Here is a 17,895-nt window from a genome sequence, read left to right as displayed (position 1 = left end):
TACGTTCGCTCAGAGTGGTTTGGGGGCTATTCGGACTTCTTCTTGCCCGACAGGCCGCGCCACGCGAGGGATTCGAGTAGATCCGCTGCGGCATCCACTTCGATTTCCCCACCCGCGACCCGGTCGGCTACCGCCTCACCGGCGCCGACGAGCGCAATGGCGATGATCCCGTAATCGTGCGCGGCATCAGGATCCTTGGTGCTGGACTCGAGCAGATGCGCAGTCAACTCGATCAACCGATCGCGGCTGGACTGCACGGTTCCCGCAAAAGCCTGCTGCCCGACGGCCTGACGGTAGAGCACCATCCACGACTTGCGGTTTGCGCCCACGAACCCGAGGAAGCCCTCGAGAGCGGCGCGCAATTGTTCACGCGGAGTCAGGTTCGGCGCGCCGGCCGGGGCGAGCGCTTCGAGGAAGCGGAGCCCTTCACGATGAATGCACGCCGCGAACAGCTCTTCCTTCGAGCCGTAGTACAGGTACAGCATCGGCTTCGAGATCTCGGCTTTGGCTGCGATGGTGTCCATCGAAGTTTCGTGAAACCCCCTGTCGGAGAACACGTCCACAGCCGCGTCGAGCATCTGCTGCTCACGCACTGCGCGTGGCAGTCGCTTGGTACCGCCGGCCATGCTTCCTCCAACCACAGGGTAAATGTCGATCTTACTCTACGGTAAGATTGTGCGTCGAATCCTGACTTCGACTCAGCAGGTCACGGCACCTTTGGCAGTGGCAACTGTGACCACGGCCTGATCGACCCGCGCCTGCGGAAGCTCACCGGACGCGACGGCCTGCTCGAGATGGTCGAGCACCCGCGGAACGTCGTCGGTTGTCAGCCACAATGCCTGATCGACTCCAGCCACCAGCGCAGCCTGAACCGCGTCGGCAATATCGTATCGGTCGGTGATCGCCTGCATTCCGCTGAGGTCGTCGGTGAATACCGGGCCGGTGAACGGCGCTGCGCCGTAACCCACTCCGTCGCGAAGCAACGCGACGGCGGCGGGGCTGATACTGGCAGGGGTACCGGGCTCGGTCAGACCGGGAACCTCGAGGTGACCCATCATGACGCCGACTCCGGTTCCCGACAGCTCCCGGAAGGGAATCAGGTCCGACGCGATCAGATCCTGTAGCGGCGGCGTTGTCACCTCGCCCCGGTGCGAGTCACCCGACGCGCTGCCATGCCCGGGAAAGTGCTTGATCACCGGGAAGATTCCGGCATCGCGCATACCCTGCGCGTACGCACCGGCGTAGGCAACCACGGTCTGGGGGTCGTCGGAGTACGAGCGGTCCCCGATCACGGAGTCGTCGGGTTGGCTGCTGACGTCGACGTCGGGGGCGTAGTTGACGGTGATCCCGAGATCCTTCAACCCACGTCCACGCTCGAGTGCCATCTGGTACGTCTGTTCCACTGTCATGGTCTGCGCCGTTTCCCTGGCCGACGGATCGGGCCCGAGGATGTCCGCGACGCGGGAAACTCGTCCACCTTCTTCGTCGATCGTCACCATCAACGGCAACTTCGACGCCGAAGCAACCTGCGGCACTTCGCGATTGGTGAGCATCGACTGATCGGTCCAACTTCCGACGAAGATGCCGCCGATCTCCTCGTTCTGCACTATCGACAACGCGTCGTCGGTCCCGGTGACGCCGACGTTGAGCAGCTGGGCAAGTTTCTGACGCAGGGACAGTGAAGCCAGAAGGTCACTACCGCACGACGCGGCGACGGGCGCGGAGCTGGATGCCGCAGGCGTCGACGTGATCTCGGAGGTGGTGCTGGTCGGGGCGCTCGAAACCGGATCGGCGGTCCCGTTTTCGCCCGAGCATCCCGCAACCAACCCTCCGCATAAAGCAATGGTCGTCGCAGCCTTCAGAAACTTGATCCGCATACCTCGACCGTAACGGACCCGGTACCCATACACTCCCTCACGGGCACATCGGGACGGTAGCCTGGAAGAGAACCGATTCCCCCGCTGACGAGGAGGTCGTGATGCCACAAGGTCTGATGCTCATCGCGTACGACGGTTCCGACAACGCCAAGCGTGCAGTCGACTATGCGGGGCGTTTCCTCTCCGCCAATCGTGCTGTTCTCGTCACTGCCTGGGAGCCGATGGTTCGCCAGGCCGCTCGCATGTCCGGCCTGTCCGGGGTGATGCAACCGGAGTGGGTTCCCGACGACGACGTCGAGGACATCGCGTACACCGACGCCAAAGTCACCCTCGCCGAGGGCGTCGCACTGGCCGAGGCCGCAGGCCTGACCGTCGAAGGCAGAAGCGCCGAGTGCCGATCCGCGATCTGGTCTGCAATCTGCGAAACCGCAGACGAATTGGACGTCGACATCATCGTGACCGGCACCCGTGGCACTACGGGTTTGCGGTCGCTACTGCAGAGCAGCGTCGCGGATCATGTTCTGCGTCACAGTCATCGGCCGGTGTTGATCGTCCCTCCAGGGAAGTGACCTTCGCGCATTCCTGATCCGTGGCCGACTAGTGTCGAAGCCACCATGGACGGTTTTGTTCTCTCGCGCCCCGATCACAGCGTGGTCACCCGCGGCGTACGACGCAGCTTCGACAGCTCCGACGCGGCCACCCACGCTCTGTCGGCAGGTACGACAAAGCTGATCGTCGGAGCGCTCCCCTTCGACCCGGCTGCCGCAACCGCGTTGTACGAACCTGCCGAGGCGACGATCGCGTCGCGGCCGTGGCAACCGCGCGATCCCCAGGCCCTGCCGACGACCCGGGTTGACCGGGAGATCCCGTCGTCGTCGGAGCATCGTCGTCGGGTGGAAAAGTTGATCGGACGCCTCCGCAGCGGCGAGATCGACAAGGTTGTCGCGGCTCGCACTGTGGAACTTCGGACGCAGACCCCGATCTCCCCGACCGCGCTCGCCGCACGCATGGCGGCGCTCAATCCCGTCGCCAACACCTTTGCCGTCGACCTCTCTGCTGCGGGAGCCGAATTCGAGGGCCACAGCCTGGTCGGCGCGACGCCCGAAGTATTGGTCAGTCGACGCGGGCGCGTCGTGACATGTCGCCCGTTGGCCGGCACCACCAAGCGATCCGCCCACGCCGATCAAGACCGCGAGGCAGGCGAAAGCCTTCTGCATTCGACGAAGAATCTGGCCGAGCACGCCTTCGTGACGGCGTGGATCCGCGAGGTCCTGCAACCGATGTGCAGTGATCTGTCGGTACCGGCAACTCCCGAACTGACCAATACTCACGAGGTCTGGCACTTAGCCAGCCCGATCCGCGGCACGCTGCGAAACGACACCACTGCGCTCGACCTCGCCATCGCGCTGCATCCGACGCCCGCGCTGTGCGGAACACCCACCGACGCGGCACTGAAAGTCATCCGCGAGACCGAGGAGCCTCGGCGTTTCTACGGCGGCGCCGTGGGATGGTGCGACGAGGCCGGTGACGGCGATTGGGTGGTTGCCATCCGCTGCGCCGAGATCAGTGCTGACGGCCGCAACGCCTGGGCCAGCGCGGGTGGTGGAATTGTCGCCGAATCGGATCCGCAGGACGAACTCGACGAGACATCTACGAAACTGCGCACTCTGTTGACCGCGCTCGGTGCCGAAACCCTCGACTGACCAGCACGTCACGAGGGTAATCGTCCGGATTCTCGAGTGCGGGTGATACCTTGACCCGAGCAGTTCGTACGGGCCGGTAAGTCCGTCCGACCGCGAACGACCGACTAACGACCAATTGGGAGATCCGCGATGACGAAGTTCCTTGTCCCCGGTGTGGCCAGCGCTGTCATCGGTGCCGTTCTGGGTGCCGGCGTCATCTTCGGTGTCACGGCCGCCGCGTCGGACAACACTCGTCCCGAGATCGACCGCAGCGGAAACGCAGATTCTTCCGTGCTGAACCAGGTTGAGTACGGCAGCCGCTGAGAGCGCAGGCCTCGCGAGTTCCCGTTCTTCCGCCGACGCAGCGGTGTCTTCGGTAGACACCGCCCCGTCGGCAGAGCCCCTGTCGAAGCGGTGGCTGTTCGGCGCCTCCGTCGTAGCGTTTCTTCTCACTTTTCTGCAATCGCCGGGTCTGATCACCGCTGACACCAAGTACGACCTGACGCAGAATCCGTTCGGTTTTCTCGAACGCGCGTCGCATCAGTGGAGTAGTCAGGCCCCGCTCGGCCAGGTTCAGAACCAGGCCTACGGATATTTCTTTCCGCACGGGCCGTTCTTCGCCCTCGGCGAGTTGGCGAACGTTCCGCCGTGGATCACCCAGCGCATCTGGTGGGCGTTGCTTCTGATCGCAGGATTCTGGGGCATCATCCGAGTTGCCGAGGCTCTCGGTATCGGCAGCCGTAGTTCGCGCGTCATCGCAGCGGTTGCCTTTGTTCTTTCTCCCCGCGTCCTGACCACGCTCGGTTCGATTTCCTCGGAAACCCTGCCGATGATGTTGGCGCCGTGGGTGTTGTTGCCGGTGATTTTGGCCTTCGGCCCTGTGCGTGGAAAAGGAGTCCCTGGACTCCCTAACCGCTCACGGGGGTTGAGGCGGTTGGCCGCGCAATCCGCGCTTGCCGTCGCGCTCATGGGTTCGATCAATGCCGTCGCCACTGCCGCGGCCTGCCTGGTCGCGATCATCTGGTGGCTCTCGCACAAACCCAACCGAACATGGCTGAAGTTCACCGCGTGGTGGGCGCTGTTCGTCGCTCTCGGCACACTCTGGTGGATCGTGCCGCTACTGCTGCTCGGCAAGATCAGCCCACCGTTCCTCGACTACATCGAGTCCGCCGGTGTCACCACGCAATGGGCGTCGCTGGCCGAGATACTTCGCGGCACGGACAGTTGGACCCCGTTCGTCTCCCCCGAACGCATTGCCGGCGCCGTCCTGGTCACCCAGCCCGCAGCAGTTGTCGCCACCGGTCTGGTTGCCGCCGCCGGCCTCGCCGGGCTCTGCATGCGGTCCATGCCTGCTCGCGGCCGGCTGACACTCGTCCTGTTCGTCGGTATCACCGGCCTGGCCGCGGGATACGTTGGTGAACTCAGCTCGCCGGTGTCGGAGTCGGTACGCCTGTTCCTCGACTCGGCGGGTGCTCCGCTGCGCAACGTCCACAAGCTCGAGCCGTTGGTCCGTCTGCCGCTGGTGCTCGGACTCGCACACCTGCTGGCCAAAGTGCCACTACCGGGATCGGTTCCACTCGCCCGATGGCGCCGCGCGTTCGCCCATCCCGAGCGCGAACCGATGGTCGCACTGACCAGCCTGATCCTCGTTGCCCTCACCCTCTCGACTGCCTTGGCCTGGACGGGAAAGCTCGCTCCCCGCGGCGCTTACCCGGACGTTCCCTCGTACTGGAACGAAGCAGCGCAGTGGCTCGAGGACAACACCTCCCCCGGATCGGAAGCCGAACGTGCCCTGGTCGTCCCGGGAGCGCCCTTCGGCAGCCAGGTCTGGGGTCTGACGCGTGACGAACCGCTTCAGGCTTTGGCGAGTACGCCGTGGGCGGTGCGTGACTCGGTCCCGCTGACCCCTCCCGGCGCCATCCGAGCGCTCGATTCGGTGCAACGTCTCATCGCCGACGGACGTCCGTCGGACGGCCTCGCACAGACCTTGCTTGGGCAGGGCATCCACTACCTGGTGATGCGCAACGACCTCGACGGCGAAACGTCGCGCTCGGCCAGGCCGATACTCGTGCACCAGGCGGTCGAAGGCTCGCCGGGGATCGGGCGAGTCGCCCACTTCGGTGAAGACGACAGCCCCGAACCGATCGAAGGGCTGGTCGCGGACAGCGATCTGCGTCCCGGTTACCCGGCCATCGAAATCTTCGAGGTCACCCCGCCCGACGGCACCCCGGCGGTCAGTGGCCCGTACTCCGTCGACCTGAACCAGGTTCCGCGTGTACAAGGTGGGCCGGAATCGTCTGTACGACTTCACGAAAGCGGGCTGGTTCCGGGGACCGGGCCGATGATTCTCGCCGCCGACGCCGAAGCTGCGGGACTGCCCGTCGATTCTGTCACCGTCACCGACACACCGCGCGATCGAGAAACCGATTTCGGTCAGGTCGACAACCACAGTTCCGCCCTGCGCACCCCTGACGACGCTCGTCGTACCTACAATCTGGTGCCCGACTACCCGGTAGCGAACACGCCTCTCGTGGAAGGCCGTTGGAGCGGAGCTTCGATCACCGTTTCCAGCGCCGCCTCCGACGCCACCCAGCTGGGCGGCACTTCACCGTCGAGCAGTCCCGCGTCGACGGTCGACGGCGATCCGGCCACCGGCTGGTTCAGCAACGGCATCGAGCGCGCACTGGGCCAGTGGTTGCAGATCGACTTCGACACACCGATTTCCAGTGGGTTGCTTCATCTGACCACCAGTGCCGCGGCAATCGGAGCTCCCGTCAAATGGCTCGAGGTCTCGACACCGAATGGCAGCACGGCGGTGAAGGTGGAGCGTCCCGGTGAGCCCATCACCGTCTCGATCCCGGGCGGCAACACTCCGTGGGTACGCGTCACAGCGACTCACACCGAAAACGGATCGCCTGGAACACAGTTCGGCATCAGCGAACTCTCCGTCGAAGACTTCTCCGATCGCAGCGCGCCGAAGACCGTACCGATCCGTTTCGACACAGTCCTGCCGAGCACGCCGACGGGCGCATCTGTGAACGCGTGGAACCTGAGCCAGGAGTTCCCCGGCCGCAACGCCTGCGCCGACTCGACGGACCGCGTGCGGTGCAGCAATGCATTCATGGCGATACCCGAAGAGCCGAGCCGCTTCCAGCGCACGCTCACGGTGCCCGAAAACACAGTCGTTGCACCGACACTGACTGTCCGAGCGCGTCAGGGCAACGCCCTCGAAGATCTGCTTTCCGTCCCCGGCCGAATCACGGCTTCGGGTTCGAGCGACATCGGCGACACACGCGGGTCTGCCTTCGCTGCCACCGACGGCGACGCACGCACCACGTGGTCGGCGCCGCAGAGCACCACAGAACCGGGCGGCCCGAAACCGACAATGACTCTCAATCTTCCCGAGCCCACCCTGGTCACCGGCCTGGACATCACGCGGGGACTTGGCACTCTGCCGTCGCTGCCGACCAGTGTCGCGGTGAATCTCGGCAACGGGCCGCAGGTGCGAGAGCTGCCCGAACCCTCGGACGACACGCCTCGAACCAGTCGAGTTACCCTCTCCCCCTTCGTCACCGACAAGATCGTCCTGAGCATCACCGATTGGGAACCGGTCCTCGATCAGACGGCGCTCGGCTTCGCCCAGGCGCAGCCCACCGGCCTCGCCGAGGTCGGCGTCGTCGGTGCCGACGGAACCCCGATCGCCGGTTCCGGAGTGCAGGGCGCAGAATCATTCGACAACCGCACCGTCACCGTCACCTGTGGCGACGGCCCGACCATTTCGGTTGCCGGACAGCAGTTCCCCACCTCGATCACGGCGACGGCGACGCAACTTCGGACCGGCGCACCCGTCGAGGCACGTGTGTGCGGTGTGGACGCTTCGGCGACTTTGCCGGCGGGACAGCCTGAAGTGGTCGTCGAACCAGGCCCCGCATTCTCGGTCGACAATCTCGATCTGACGGCTGTCGGTCCTTCAGCCGCGCAACGGAATACACCGCTCGAATCGACCGCGTGGACGGCGAATCACCGCGAACTCACCGTCACGAACTCGTCCGCCGATCAGCTGATCGTCAATCCCGAGAGCACCAGCATCGGTTGGATCGCCACGGCGCCGGACGGTTCCGAGCTGACGCCGGTGGTCGTGAACGGTTGGCAGCAGGGCTGGATCGTGCCGGCAGGCACCGCGGGAACCGTCACCATCGACTTCCCCAGCGACCGTTGGTACCGCCTCGGCATCTTCGGCGGGCTCGTGTTGCTGATCCCGCTGTTGTTCGCGGCTCTTGTCCCCACGCGCCGAGAGCCCAAGCCCCTCACACCACCCCGACCGTGGCGCAGCGTCGCGGCAGGATGGGTGGGCGTGCTCGCGGCGGCCACCGTCATCGGCGGCGGAGTGGGAGCGGCGATCGCAGTTGTGTGCTCGATCCTCGGACTTGCCGCGCTGCGAATCTTCGGCCCGGCTCGGACCGCACGCATTCTCGTCGGCACCGCCGGCGTGGCCGCGATGATCGGCATCACGCTGCTCTCGACCGGACCGTGGCGGGCACCGGGCGGCTATGTGGGCGATTCGTTCGCGATTCAGTTCTCGATGTTGGTGGCCTTGGTCGTGACCGGGTTGGCCGCGTTGCCCTTTGCCGGTTCACCGATGTGGCGGCGCTTCTCCCACCGCGTGACCGCGACGCGCGCCGGTTCCTCCACCAAGGCGTAACTGGCCGAGGCCACAGCGACGCTCAGGACGACCGTGAGGGCCAGGACGTAGAAGAAGCTGCCCGAGAACGGAACTATGCCGAATACGGGGAACACAGCGTTCAGTACGGCCAGGTGCCAGATGAACAGGCCGTAGGACCAGCGTCCGATTGCCAGCGCCAATGGACTGGCCAGGAACCGATGCTGCGATTGATCGCGCAGAACCAGTGGCGCGATCAACGAGAAGCTGATGATCGCACCGAGTGCAATCTTGATCGCGTACTGCCACGGCTCAGGCCGCACCAGACCTTCGGGCCCGGCCAGATCAGTGCACGAGAGAACGAAGGCGATAAAGGCAATCAGGGTCAGGAGTACCCGACGGTGCGCGAGGCGATGCACCCATGTCGACGGGCCCACTGCCAGCTCGGCCAGCACCATGCCGGCGCCGAACCACGGCAGGTAGCCCGGCAACCAGTTGTCGTGGTGGATAGCGTCCGGCGTCGGAATCGGAATGAATGCCCACGTCAAGGCCAAGACCGACACCCCGAGCAGAAGCGGCAGCCGGAACCGGACCGAGTTTCCTCGTAGTCGGACCATCAGATACGCGAAAAGCGGCAGCAGAACATAGAACGCCACCTCGACCGACAGGCTCCACATCTGCGTGAGGCCCTCGGTGAGTGTCAACGGCACGAAGACCTGCGCCAACCCGAGATTCGCCAGCCACACTTGGTAGCCCCCGCCGGCTCCGGGCAGGAACAGCAGGATCAGGACCACTGCCACCCAGTACGCCGGCAGAATGCGCGTCGCGCGGGAGATCCAGTACCGGACGGTCGACTGCGGCTGCCCGATTCCGCGAGCCTTTGCCGCGTGGGGGCGCCACAGGAGAAATCCGGACAAGGCAAAGAACACCGCTACGGCGAGATCGAGTCGACCGAACGCGCGCCCGATCGCACCGGACTGCGCTTCACCGGTCTGGAACGCGACATGGGTGACGAGGACGCCGAGCGCGGCCAATCCACGCATACCGTCCAAAGCCGGAACGAAGCCCCGAGCCTGTGGCGGGACCGTCTGAGAGGAATTCGTGGAACTGATCATCACGGATAAGTGTGCACCCCAGGCCGATTGAGGGAAACCACCAGGGACTCACAACAAAATGCCTGGCCAATTCATGCCCTCATGCGACAAACCGGGCCGGTGGACTGTTAGTGTTCTGCCACACATGGTGTCCATCGGGGGCCCCATGCGATCTGCGCAGCTCATATTGTGCCGGTTGGGGAACCTCGAAAGACTTAACGGGTTAGGAGTCACAGCATGGCGGAACGCTCAGGGCCGAGCCGGATACTTCCTTGCATTCTGGTGGGCCTCGGTGCCTTCCTTTTGGCCATCGCCATCCTCATTCCTACCTACACGGTAGGCAAGCTGGAGAAGACGCCACTCGACCTCGAGGTGACCACCGTCGCCACGGGCACCGGTAGCGTCCTCAACTCGGCGGCCCTCCTCGGCGGAAAGGCACAGGTCGACACCAACGTGCCGATCGTCGCTCAGCGCTACGTCACCACGCAGGACCCGTCCGACGCCGACATCATCACCGTCGAAGCCGGCCAGACGGTCCGTCGTACCGACAAGCAGGGCGATACCGGACTGCTGACCGCAACCCTGGACCGCGTCACGCTCGATCGCGTCAGCTCGATGCCGACCAACGATCCGGTCGGAACCGTCCAGACGTCCAGCGACCAGCCCGCCGAAGAAGTTTCCCGCGACGGTCTGCAGTACAAGTTCCCGTTCAACACGGAACAGAAGAGCTACCCCTACTTCGACCTGAACGCTCGCGCCACGAAGGACATCGACTTCGTCGAAGAGACCGAGATCAACGGTCTGAAGGTGTACCACTTCCAGCAGACGATCGATCCCGTCGACCTGTCGAAGGTCGTCAACTCCCCCACCAACAAGCTGAGCCTTCCCGCTGACACCTGGGGCGTTCCCGGCGGCGCAACCCCGATCACGATGACGCGTTGGTACACCAACGTCCGTGATCTGTGGGTCGAGCCCAAGACCGGTGTCGTCGTCAAGGGCCAGGAGCAGTTGCACCAGTACTACGGCCGCAACAAGGATGCCGTCGACGTCGAGGTTCTCAAGGTCACGCTGCCCTTCGACGAGGCGACCATCGAGTACCAGGTCCAGCAGGCGCGTGACGGCATGGACAAGCTCTCGCTGTTCGGCCGCACCGTCCCGATCGTGGCAGGTGTCCTCGGAGTCATCGCGCTGATCGCCGGTATCTTCCTCGGCCTTCGCGGCGGCAAGGGCGGAACTCCGGCCCGCGCTGCACACGGCGGAACGAACCAGAATCCCAGCGGCCAGGGTTCGCCCGAGCCGGCTCCGGGTGAGCACGACTGGACCTCGGACGACACTCAGGTGATCCCGCGTCCGGATCTGCGCAAGGACTGATTCAGGCAGTAAGCAGAGCGCCCCTTCCACACGGAAGGGGCGCTCTGCTGCATTTCGGGACTTTGTTGCCGGATCGGCGTACGGATTGGCGCAACGGGTCGTTCCCTCCGCGTGGTCGCGGGCTTAGCGTTTTCTGGAAGTCCAGACCACCCCGAACACGAGGAGCCACATGCCCGCATCAACAGTTCTGGGTTCGCACATCTGTGTCAGCGATCTGACACGTCGGAGATTTGTTGTCGGGAGTGCTGCATTCTCCGGGCTGTTCGCCGCCGGTTGCGCAAGGTCCGCCGGTACCGAGGGCGATGCGTCCGGGATGCGCACGGTCACGACCTCGCTCGGAACCTACGACATCCCGGTGACACCGAAGCGCGTCGTCGCCATCGACTCCCGACTCGACCTCGAACCAGCCGTTGCGATGGGCCTGCCGGTCATCGCGTACAGCTTCGACGCCGCCGAGCCGTGGGTTCCGGCCGATCCCACGGCGCAGGTGTTCGAGGCACCGGTCAACGTCGAGGCAATTCTCGCGCTGGAACCGGACCTGATCATCTGCACCGACATCGGTGAGGCCTCCGACATGTGGCCGCTGCAGCAGTTGAGCCAGACGGCTCCTGTGCTTCCGATGGACTTCACCCGTCCGTGGCGCGAGAACATCGACCAGTTGGCAAGTTGGCTGGATCGCACCGAGAACCCCGAAGTCCGTCAGGTCATCGGAGCGTACGAGGACAAGGCAGCCGGATTGAAGGAACGCCACGCCCGGAGTTTGGCGAGCAAGCAGATCGTGCTGCTGAACTACGTGAATCAGAAGGTCAACGGCGTCAACCGAAAGGGCATCTCCACGCAGGTGGCCGAAGACCTCGGCGTCCAGCTCCAGTGGCCCGTCGAGGGACAGAAGGAGATCTCTACCGAAAACCTGGTGACTTCCCTCGACTCGGCCGACGGAATGATCGTCACCACCGCGCCCGGCGTGGATCCCGTCACCGACGACCGCGCGATGTGGAACCGTATCCGCGCAGTACAAGGCGACAACGTCGTCTACACGGGTGGGAACATCAACTACGGATCCGTCTACACCGCGATGCGTACGCTCGACTACTTCGACGATTTGTTCACGCGTCTGGAGAACTGACGTCGCTGTGAGGTGCCGGCCGGGCGCGGTCGGCACTTCGCACTGCGGCGACGGACACCGCCAAGGCCGTCGTCGACGCAACCACCACGGCGACGCCGATCAACTCTCCCGGCGTCTTCGCCCACACCAGCATGACCGTCGCCTCCACAACCAGTCCTGCCCACGCCAGAAGGGCCACTCGCGTGCGTTCTGACGCGATTGCGGACAGCAAAGCACCCTGGAGTACCGCCAGCGCTGCACCGTGCAGGGCGAAGGCCCACAGCATCGGAGCCACGGCGGCGTACGCGTCGCCCACGAGCATCGGCACCAGCGGGCCGGCAACCGCCGCCCCCAGAACCAACACGGCGCCGATACCGACGAGCACCGCCAACGCCGAGCGAACCGCTTGCGCCGAGTGCGCCGGATTCGCCATCTTCGGGTACAGCACGACGCCCACTGCCTGTGGCAGCCAGAACGCCACCTTCGTCGCGACGGCTCCGAGTGCGTAGACACCGGCGTCGTACTCGCTGAGGACGACGCGGACGATCAGCAGGTCCAGCGAAGACAACGCGATCAACGCAAGCTGAACCTGCGACGCCGCGAGCACGGAGACGACGCCGATACGCACCGGACGGTCCTCGCTCACCGAGACGGTTCGGTCGACCACTCGAACTATCGCCACCAGCAACGCAGTTCCGGCCGCGCCCGCGACCAATGCCGCGCCTGCCCCGCCGCCGAAAGCCAGAACGATCACTGCCGGAAGGACTTTCATCACCCCGGCCCCGGCCAGCACGGCGCTGAGAGTGCCGAATCGACCGTGACCCTGCAACAACCCCTGCTCCGTTGCCAGTAGAACCAACATGGGCGCAGTCACCAATGCCGAGAACGACGCCACGATTCCGGTGTCGAGCAGCCACGCCATCGCCGGAGCGAGCGCAACCGCGAGGACGGCGACGATCGCGGTGCATCGATACCCCAACGACCGCAACGCATCTGTGCTCTTGCCACGCACCGCCTCGCGGGCGACCACCGTCTGCAACGCCAAAGCCGGAACCGCAAGTACCAACTGGGCGGCAAGCAGACTCGCGAACTCGCCGTAGCCGACCGGACCCAACCATCGGCTGGCCAACCATGCCAACAGGTACGACGCGACATTGGCCGTCATCGATCCCACCAAAACCATGCCGACCCCGGCCGCGGCGGCGCGATCGAGTGGTTGGCGAGGCATGGCAGTAATGATGCACCACGTATCGTGCGCGTCATGACAGTGCAAGCCGGATACCGCCGTTACCTGCCTGCGGCGTACAGCCTGGCGCTGGCACTGTTGATCCTCGGACCGCTGCTCGGCCCCGGCTACCTCCTGCTGCGCGACGCCGTCAGCACGCCGCGCTCGTACCTGACCGACTCCGCCCTCGGACTCACCGACGCCGCAGCCCGCGCCGTTCCCCAGGACGCGCTGATCGCAGCGTTGAGCACCGTGATCGACGGCGGACTGGTGGTCAAGTTCATCCTGCTGGTGGCGCTCTGGCTCGCCGGTTGGGGTGCGGCGCGCATGGTCGCTGTCCTGCTGCCGACGGCCGGTCTCGGTCCACAACTGGTCGCGTCGACGGTGATGCTCTGGAACCCCTACGTGGCCGAGCGCCTGTTGCAAGGACATTGGAGCCTGCTGACCGGATATGCCGCACTGCCGTGGATCGTGGGTGCCGGAATCGGAGTTCGCCGAGCCACGCCCGGGTCCTGGTGGGCGTTGGCCGCGTCATTGGCATTCGCGGGCCTGACACCTACCGGCGCTCTACTCGCTCTGACGGCCGCGCTGGTGGTGGTTGCCACCCCCGGAGGCCGAACCTCGGCCATGCGGCGTGTCTGCGGCGCTATCGGGCTGTTCCTCGTCGCCGCCTCGCCGTGGTTGGTCGCCACCTTCGTATCCGGAGCAGCAGGCGACGGTTCCGATCCGGCGGGAGTCGCCGCCTTTGCCGCCCGAGCAGAACCCGGACTCGCGACGCTCGGCAGCCTCGCCGGGCTCGGCGGTATCTGGAACTCGGCAGCGGTACCTTCCACGCGCACAACACTCTTCGCGTTGGTCGGAACAGTTCTTCTGCTTGTCGTGGTGTTTGCCGGTGTGCCCGCTCTATGGCGCCGACGCCGGAACCCCGTTGTCGGTGGACTCGGCGCGCTGGCCCTGTTCGCGGTGCTCGCTCCGACCCTGGGCGCTACTCCGTGGGGGCTCGACGTCGGCCGATGGTCGGTCGAGGTGTTCACCGGCGCCGGTCTACTGCGTGACGCCCAGAAGTGGGTCGCGCTGGCCGTACCGTTCTACGCACTCGCTGCCGCCGCCGCGGTGATGTGGGCGGGCAATCGGTTCTCCCTTCCCCGCCCGACATTCTCGATCGCCGCCGTCGTGGTGACGATCGTGGCGCTACCGGATCTGGTGTGGGGTGTCGGCGGCGCATTGAAGCCCGTGCACTATCCCGGGTCCTGGACCGTGGTGGCCGAGCAACTACGAGACGAAACCGGTGACGTTGCAGTGCTTCCCGCCGGGATGTTCCGCGCCTTCCCCTACAGCGGTGATGCGCCGGTACTCGATCCAGCACCACGCTTCCTACCCCTCGACGTGCTGCAGACCGGCCAACTGGTGGTTGCCGGTGGTGCTGTCGGCGGTGAAGGAACCCGGGCCACCCAGGTCGAGGATCTGCTGCTTGCCGGCGGGAGTCCTACGCAGTTGGCCGATCTCGGAGTCGGATGGGTACTGATCGAGCGTGAGACACCAGGCCAACTCGGCAAGGCGGCAGCGACACTCGACGGATTGGAACAGGTCTTTGCCGACAACGATCTCGAGCTCTACCGGGTACCGGGAGATGTCGCCGCGCAGGAAGCGTCGACCGGTGCCCGAACGGCCGTCATCGTTGCGCATCTCGCCTGGATACTGATGGGCGTGATCGCGCTGATCTCAGTCGGACTGAACCAGAACCGAATTCGACTCGCGAGGCGCGGCCAGTCCTGAGACCCAACGACCGTCCTTGTGCGCGGTCAGCACCTCGAGCACTCCGGTGCCGGTCTGCTCCCAGGAGAACTCGCCCGACCACACCCGAGCTTTCTCACCGAGCACCGTGCGGAGTTCGTGGTCGCGGAGCAGGGTGCCTGCCGCCTGCGTCAGATCAGCGATGTCGCCGTCGCCGGCGTGCTCACCGCCGACCAACAGCCCGGTCACTCCGTCGACGATCGAATCGGTCAAGCCCTTGGAACTGCGGTAACCGATCGTCGGAACACCGTGCTGCGCAGCCTCGATGACCGCCAGGCCCCACCCTTCCTTCCGCGAAGGCATGAGGTGAATCCACGACTGCGCAAGGAGTTCATGTTTACGAGCCTCGTCGACGTGACCGTAGAACGAGACGGCGTCACCGATTCCCAACTCGGCGGCGCGATCTCGCAGGTTCTGCTCCCACCAACCACCACCGATGACGTCGAGATGGATGTCCGGAAGCGTCGGACGCAGGGCTGCGACGGCCTCGAGTGCGTCCTCGATCTGCTTGTGCGGCACCAGTCGTGAGAGAACCGAGATGGTGGGACGCTCGGCCCTGGTGATCGATCCACCCGCGTCGACGCCGACGGGGAGCCGATCGGCACCGTTGCGCACCACGGCAATTCGTTCGCGCTCGACACCGAGGTCCACCAATTCTTCGGCCGAAGGAAGCGACACCGTCAGATACTGACTACGTCGATGGGTGCGCGGTGACAATCGCGATTCGACCCACCAGCCGATCCGGCCGACGAGCTTGCCTGCCACCGGCCATTGTTCACGATGGCAGTGATGGACCAGAAGCGTGACCGGCGCACCCGCCACGGTCTTCGAGAAGAAGGGGATGCCGTTCTGGGTGTCGATCACCGCGTCGGGGCGAATGCCCTTGAGCGATCCGAAACCCAGACGTCCGGCGGCAATGGCGGCCAGAGCGCGGGGGTACACGCTGAAACGTCCACCGGCCCGGCTGATCGTGATGCCGTCTCGAACCTCCGACGCGGGCGCCCCGGGGTACGACGCCGTCCGCAGCGTCACCTTGATACCGCGCTCGGCCAACTGGGATCCGACCTGCTCGAGGTAACGCTCGCTTCCACCACCCTGGGGATGCCCGGTATCGCGCCAGCAGAGCAACAGAACCTCGCGCACGTGCGTTACTCCCTGAGTTGGTCGGTGGCCACCCCGGTTCGGGCGATCCTGCGGGATGCCCCGCCTGACCGGCCGGTAACCCTGCCGAACACCCTAACTGTTCGAGCGTCCGTATTGCCGCGCTCCTGACGGTGTTCGTGGACCGGGCGACCCAGTGGCTAAAGTTGCTACCCGTGACCAAGCCCGCAGTGACCCGCATTTTCGGCCGACGGGCAACCCTGAAACGCTCGTTCGGCCTGCTCAGCGACTTCCGCCACGAGCAGTCCGCGCCCGACATCTTCTACGGCGCGCTCGCGCGCGACTCCGTCGAGTTGATCTCGGACCTGCACGAAGGTCACACCGGACGATCCCTCGACGGTCTCACCGTCCTCGACGTCGGCGGTGGTCCGGGCTATTTCGCGGAGGTCTTTCAAGCCGCAGGTGCCCGCTACATTCCCGTCGAACCCGATCCGTCGGAGATGCATGCTGCGGGTCTGACCGTGGGCGGCGCGGTGCGTGGTTCCGGTTTGGCACTGCCGTTCCTGGACTCGTCCGTGGACATCTGCTTCTCCTCCAACGTGGCCGAACACGTCAGCGAGCCCTGGCTGATGGCCGAGGAAATGCTGCGCGTGACCAAGCCCGACGGCTTGATGGTTCTCTCGTACACCTTGTGGTGGGGTCCGTTCGGCGGCCACGAAACCGGACCGTGGCACGCGCTGGGGGGCGAGTACGCAGCCAAGCGGTACCTCCGCAAGACCGGACGCGAACCGAAGAACAGATTCGGGGTGTCGTTGTTCAAAGTCGGCGCCACCGACGGCCTACGCTGGGCCCGTGGAACCAGCCAGGGCACGTTGCTCGCCGCGATCCCGCGCTACCACCCGTCGTGGGCGTGGTGGATGGTCCGAGTCCCCGGTCTTCGGGAGTTCCTGGTGAGCAACCTCGTCGTGGTTCTCGAAAAGCGATAGCGACATGCGCCTCGCACTCGACATCGGTGGCACCAAGATGGCGGCCGGCGTCGTGTCCGAGGACGGCCGTGTTCCCGTGTTCGACAGCGTGCCGACGCCGCAGACCGACCCGTGGAGAGCGTGTGCGGCGCTGCTCGAACGAGTCGCAGACGGCCGCGACGTCGACGGTGTGGGCATCGCTTGCGCCGGGCCGGTGGACACCGTCGCCGGCGTCGTCGCCCCCATCAACATCACCGAGTGGGCACAGGGATTCGAGCTCGTAGCGGGCGTCCGCAGCGTCTTTCCCGATGCCGGAACTGCCCTCGCCATGGACGGAGCCGCAGCGGCATTGGCGGAGTTCCACCACGGCGCCGGACGCGGGACCCCGAACCTCATGAGCCTGGTCGTCTCGACGGGAATCGGCGGAGGAATCGTCCTCGGCGGTGAGATTGCTCGGGGTCGCACGGGGAACGCCGGTCACATCGGCCACCTCGTCGCTCCAGGATCTTCCGAACCGTGCAGCTGCGGGGGCGTCGGCTGCCTCGAGACGGTGGCCAGTGGACCGTCCGCGGTGCGATGGGCTCGTAGCCAGGGCTGGTCGGGAAACACCGGCCGTGAACTAGCCGAGGGTGCACGCAGCGGCGACGCGATCGCCGTGGACGCGCTTCACCGCGCAGGGACGGCGCTCGGTGGTGCCATCGCCTCGGCGGCTGCCCTCCTGGACGTGGACCTCGCGGTGATCGGCGGCGGTTTCGCCCAGTCGGGTGCACCGCTGTGGGAACCGATGCTCGACGCGGCTGCCCGACATGCCCGTTTGTCGTTCATCGCCGGGCTCCGGATCGTTCCCGCCGAGCTGGGTGGCGCCGGAACTCTGACCGGTGCGGGCTTGCTCGCGCTCACCGCCGTTATCTGACACGCGTTCTTCCCCGATAAATCCGCAGGGAGTCCCACTAAACGGGTGCCGCCTGTTCCCAATTTCTGTAACGTGTTTTAGTGTTCTGACTCACACCGTTACGGGCAT

General features: G+C 65.5%; 13 protein-coding genes and 1 pseudogene. 9 read left to right on the top strand and 5 right to left on the bottom strand.

From position 1 onward, the window contains the following. Positions 1 to 26 precede the first annotated feature (26 nt). Together R4P70_RS21135 and R4P70_RS21130 are read right to left on the bottom strand one after the other, a co-directional pair. Positions 27 to 626: a TetR/AcrR family transcriptional regulator gene (locus R4P70_RS21135; protein WP_003945885.1), complete on the bottom strand. Its 600-nt coding sequence runs from the start codon at positions 624 to 626 to the stop codon at positions 27 to 29. Positions 627 to 698: 72 nt separating this feature from the next. Beyond that, positions 699 to 1,877, bottom strand: a complete 1,179-nt coding sequence (locus R4P70_RS21130) for a glycoside hydrolase family 3 N-terminal domain-containing protein (RefSeq protein WP_019747138.1) — start codon at positions 1,875 to 1,877, stop codon at positions 699 to 701. Positions 1,878 to 1,978: 101 nt separating this feature from the next. On the opposite strand from R4P70_RS21130, the gene R4P70_RS21125 reads away from it, so the two are divergent. From R4P70_RS21125 to R4P70_RS21110, 4 genes are all read left to right on the top strand, one after another. Then, positions 1,979 to 2,446: a universal stress protein gene (locus tag R4P70_RS21125; protein WP_003945900.1), complete on the top strand. Its 468-nt coding sequence runs from the start codon at positions 1,979 to 1,981 to the stop codon at positions 2,444 to 2,446. Positions 2,447 to 2,491: 45 nt separating this feature from the next. Then, positions 2,492 to 3,580 carry an isochorismate synthase gene (locus R4P70_RS21120; protein ID WP_317831551.1) on the top strand — a complete coding sequence of 363 codons (1,089 nt, stop codon included), beginning with the start codon at positions 2,492 to 2,494 and terminating at the stop codon, positions 3,578 to 3,580. 129 nt (positions 3,581 to 3,709) lie between these two features. Beyond that, complete coding sequence (locus tag R4P70_RS21115) at positions 3,710 to 3,883, top strand: DUF2613 domain-containing protein (RefSeq protein ID WP_003945488.1); 174 nt, start codon at positions 3,710 to 3,712, stop codon at positions 3,881 to 3,883. 43 nt (positions 3,884 to 3,926) lie between these two features. Continuing rightward, complete coding sequence (locus R4P70_RS21110; protein WP_317831638.1) at positions 3,927 to 8,261, top strand: DUF3367 domain-containing protein; 4,335 nt, start codon at positions 3,927 to 3,929, stop codon at positions 8,259 to 8,261. A 23-nt stretch (positions 8,262 to 8,284) separates the two neighbouring features. On the opposite strand, the pseudogene R4P70_RS21105 reads toward R4P70_RS21110, so the two are convergent. Further along, positions 8,285 to 9,334: pseudogene (locus R4P70_RS21105) on the bottom strand (acyltransferase family protein); the annotation flags it as partial. Between the two features lie 216 nt (positions 9,335 to 9,550). On the opposite strand from R4P70_RS21105, the gene R4P70_RS21100 reads away from it, so the two are divergent. Continuing rightward, positions 9,551 to 10,684 (top strand): DUF3068 domain-containing protein, encoded by a 1,134-nt coding sequence (locus R4P70_RS21100; protein ID WP_019747133.1) that lies wholly within the window; start codon positions 9,551 to 9,553, stop codon positions 10,682 to 10,684. 169 nt (positions 10,685 to 10,853) lie between these two features. Further along, positions 10,854 to 11,810: an ABC transporter substrate-binding protein gene (locus tag R4P70_RS21095; protein ID WP_029254588.1), complete on the top strand. Its 957-nt coding sequence runs from the start codon at positions 10,854 to 10,856 to the stop codon at positions 11,808 to 11,810. Here the strand turns inward: R4P70_RS21095 and R4P70_RS21090 are convergent. After that, positions 11,791 to 13,017 (bottom strand): lipopolysaccharide biosynthesis protein, encoded by a 1,227-nt coding sequence (locus tag R4P70_RS21090; RefSeq protein ID WP_030534642.1) that lies wholly within the window; start codon positions 13,015 to 13,017, stop codon positions 11,791 to 11,793. The genes R4P70_RS21095 and R4P70_RS21090 overlap by 20 nt on opposite strands. Positions 13,018 to 13,050: 33 nt before the next feature. On the opposite strand from R4P70_RS21090, the gene R4P70_RS21085 reads away from it, so the two are divergent. Further along, complete coding sequence (locus R4P70_RS21085) at positions 13,051 to 14,790, top strand: hypothetical protein (RefSeq protein ID WP_317831546.1); 1,740 nt, start codon at positions 13,051 to 13,053, stop codon at positions 14,788 to 14,790. On the opposite strand, the gene R4P70_RS21080 is transcribed toward R4P70_RS21085, so the two are convergent. Beyond that, positions 14,737 to 15,951: a glycosyltransferase family 4 protein gene (locus tag R4P70_RS21080; RefSeq protein ID WP_019747129.1), complete on the bottom strand. Its 1,215-nt coding sequence runs from the start codon at positions 15,949 to 15,951 to the stop codon at positions 14,737 to 14,739. The two genes, R4P70_RS21085 and R4P70_RS21080, sit on opposite strands and share 54 nt — an antisense overlap. 173 nt (positions 15,952 to 16,124) lie before the next feature. On the opposite strand from R4P70_RS21080, the gene R4P70_RS21075 reads away from it, so the two are divergent. Together R4P70_RS21075 and R4P70_RS21070 are read left to right on the top strand one after the other, a co-directional pair. Continuing rightward, positions 16,125 to 16,895 carry a class I SAM-dependent methyltransferase gene (locus tag R4P70_RS21075; RefSeq protein ID WP_046379788.1) on the top strand — a complete coding sequence of 257 codons (771 nt, stop codon included), beginning with the start codon at positions 16,125 to 16,127 and terminating at the stop codon, positions 16,893 to 16,895. A gap of 4 nt (positions 16,896 to 16,899) precedes the next feature. Further along, positions 16,900 to 17,787: an ROK family protein gene (locus R4P70_RS21070; protein WP_317831543.1), complete on the top strand. Its 888-nt coding sequence runs from the start codon at positions 16,900 to 16,902 to the stop codon at positions 17,785 to 17,787. Positions 17,788 to 17,895: the final 108 nt, after the last annotated feature.

The organism is Rhodococcus sp. IEGM 1241 (assembly GCF_033142365.1).
Classification (GTDB): domain Bacteria; phylum Actinomycetota; class Actinomycetes; order Mycobacteriales; family Mycobacteriaceae; genus Rhodococcus_F; species Rhodococcus_F erythropolis.
The sequence above is the reverse complement of the archived record's forward strand: the minus strand, read 5'-3'. Positions and strand labels throughout refer to the sequence as shown.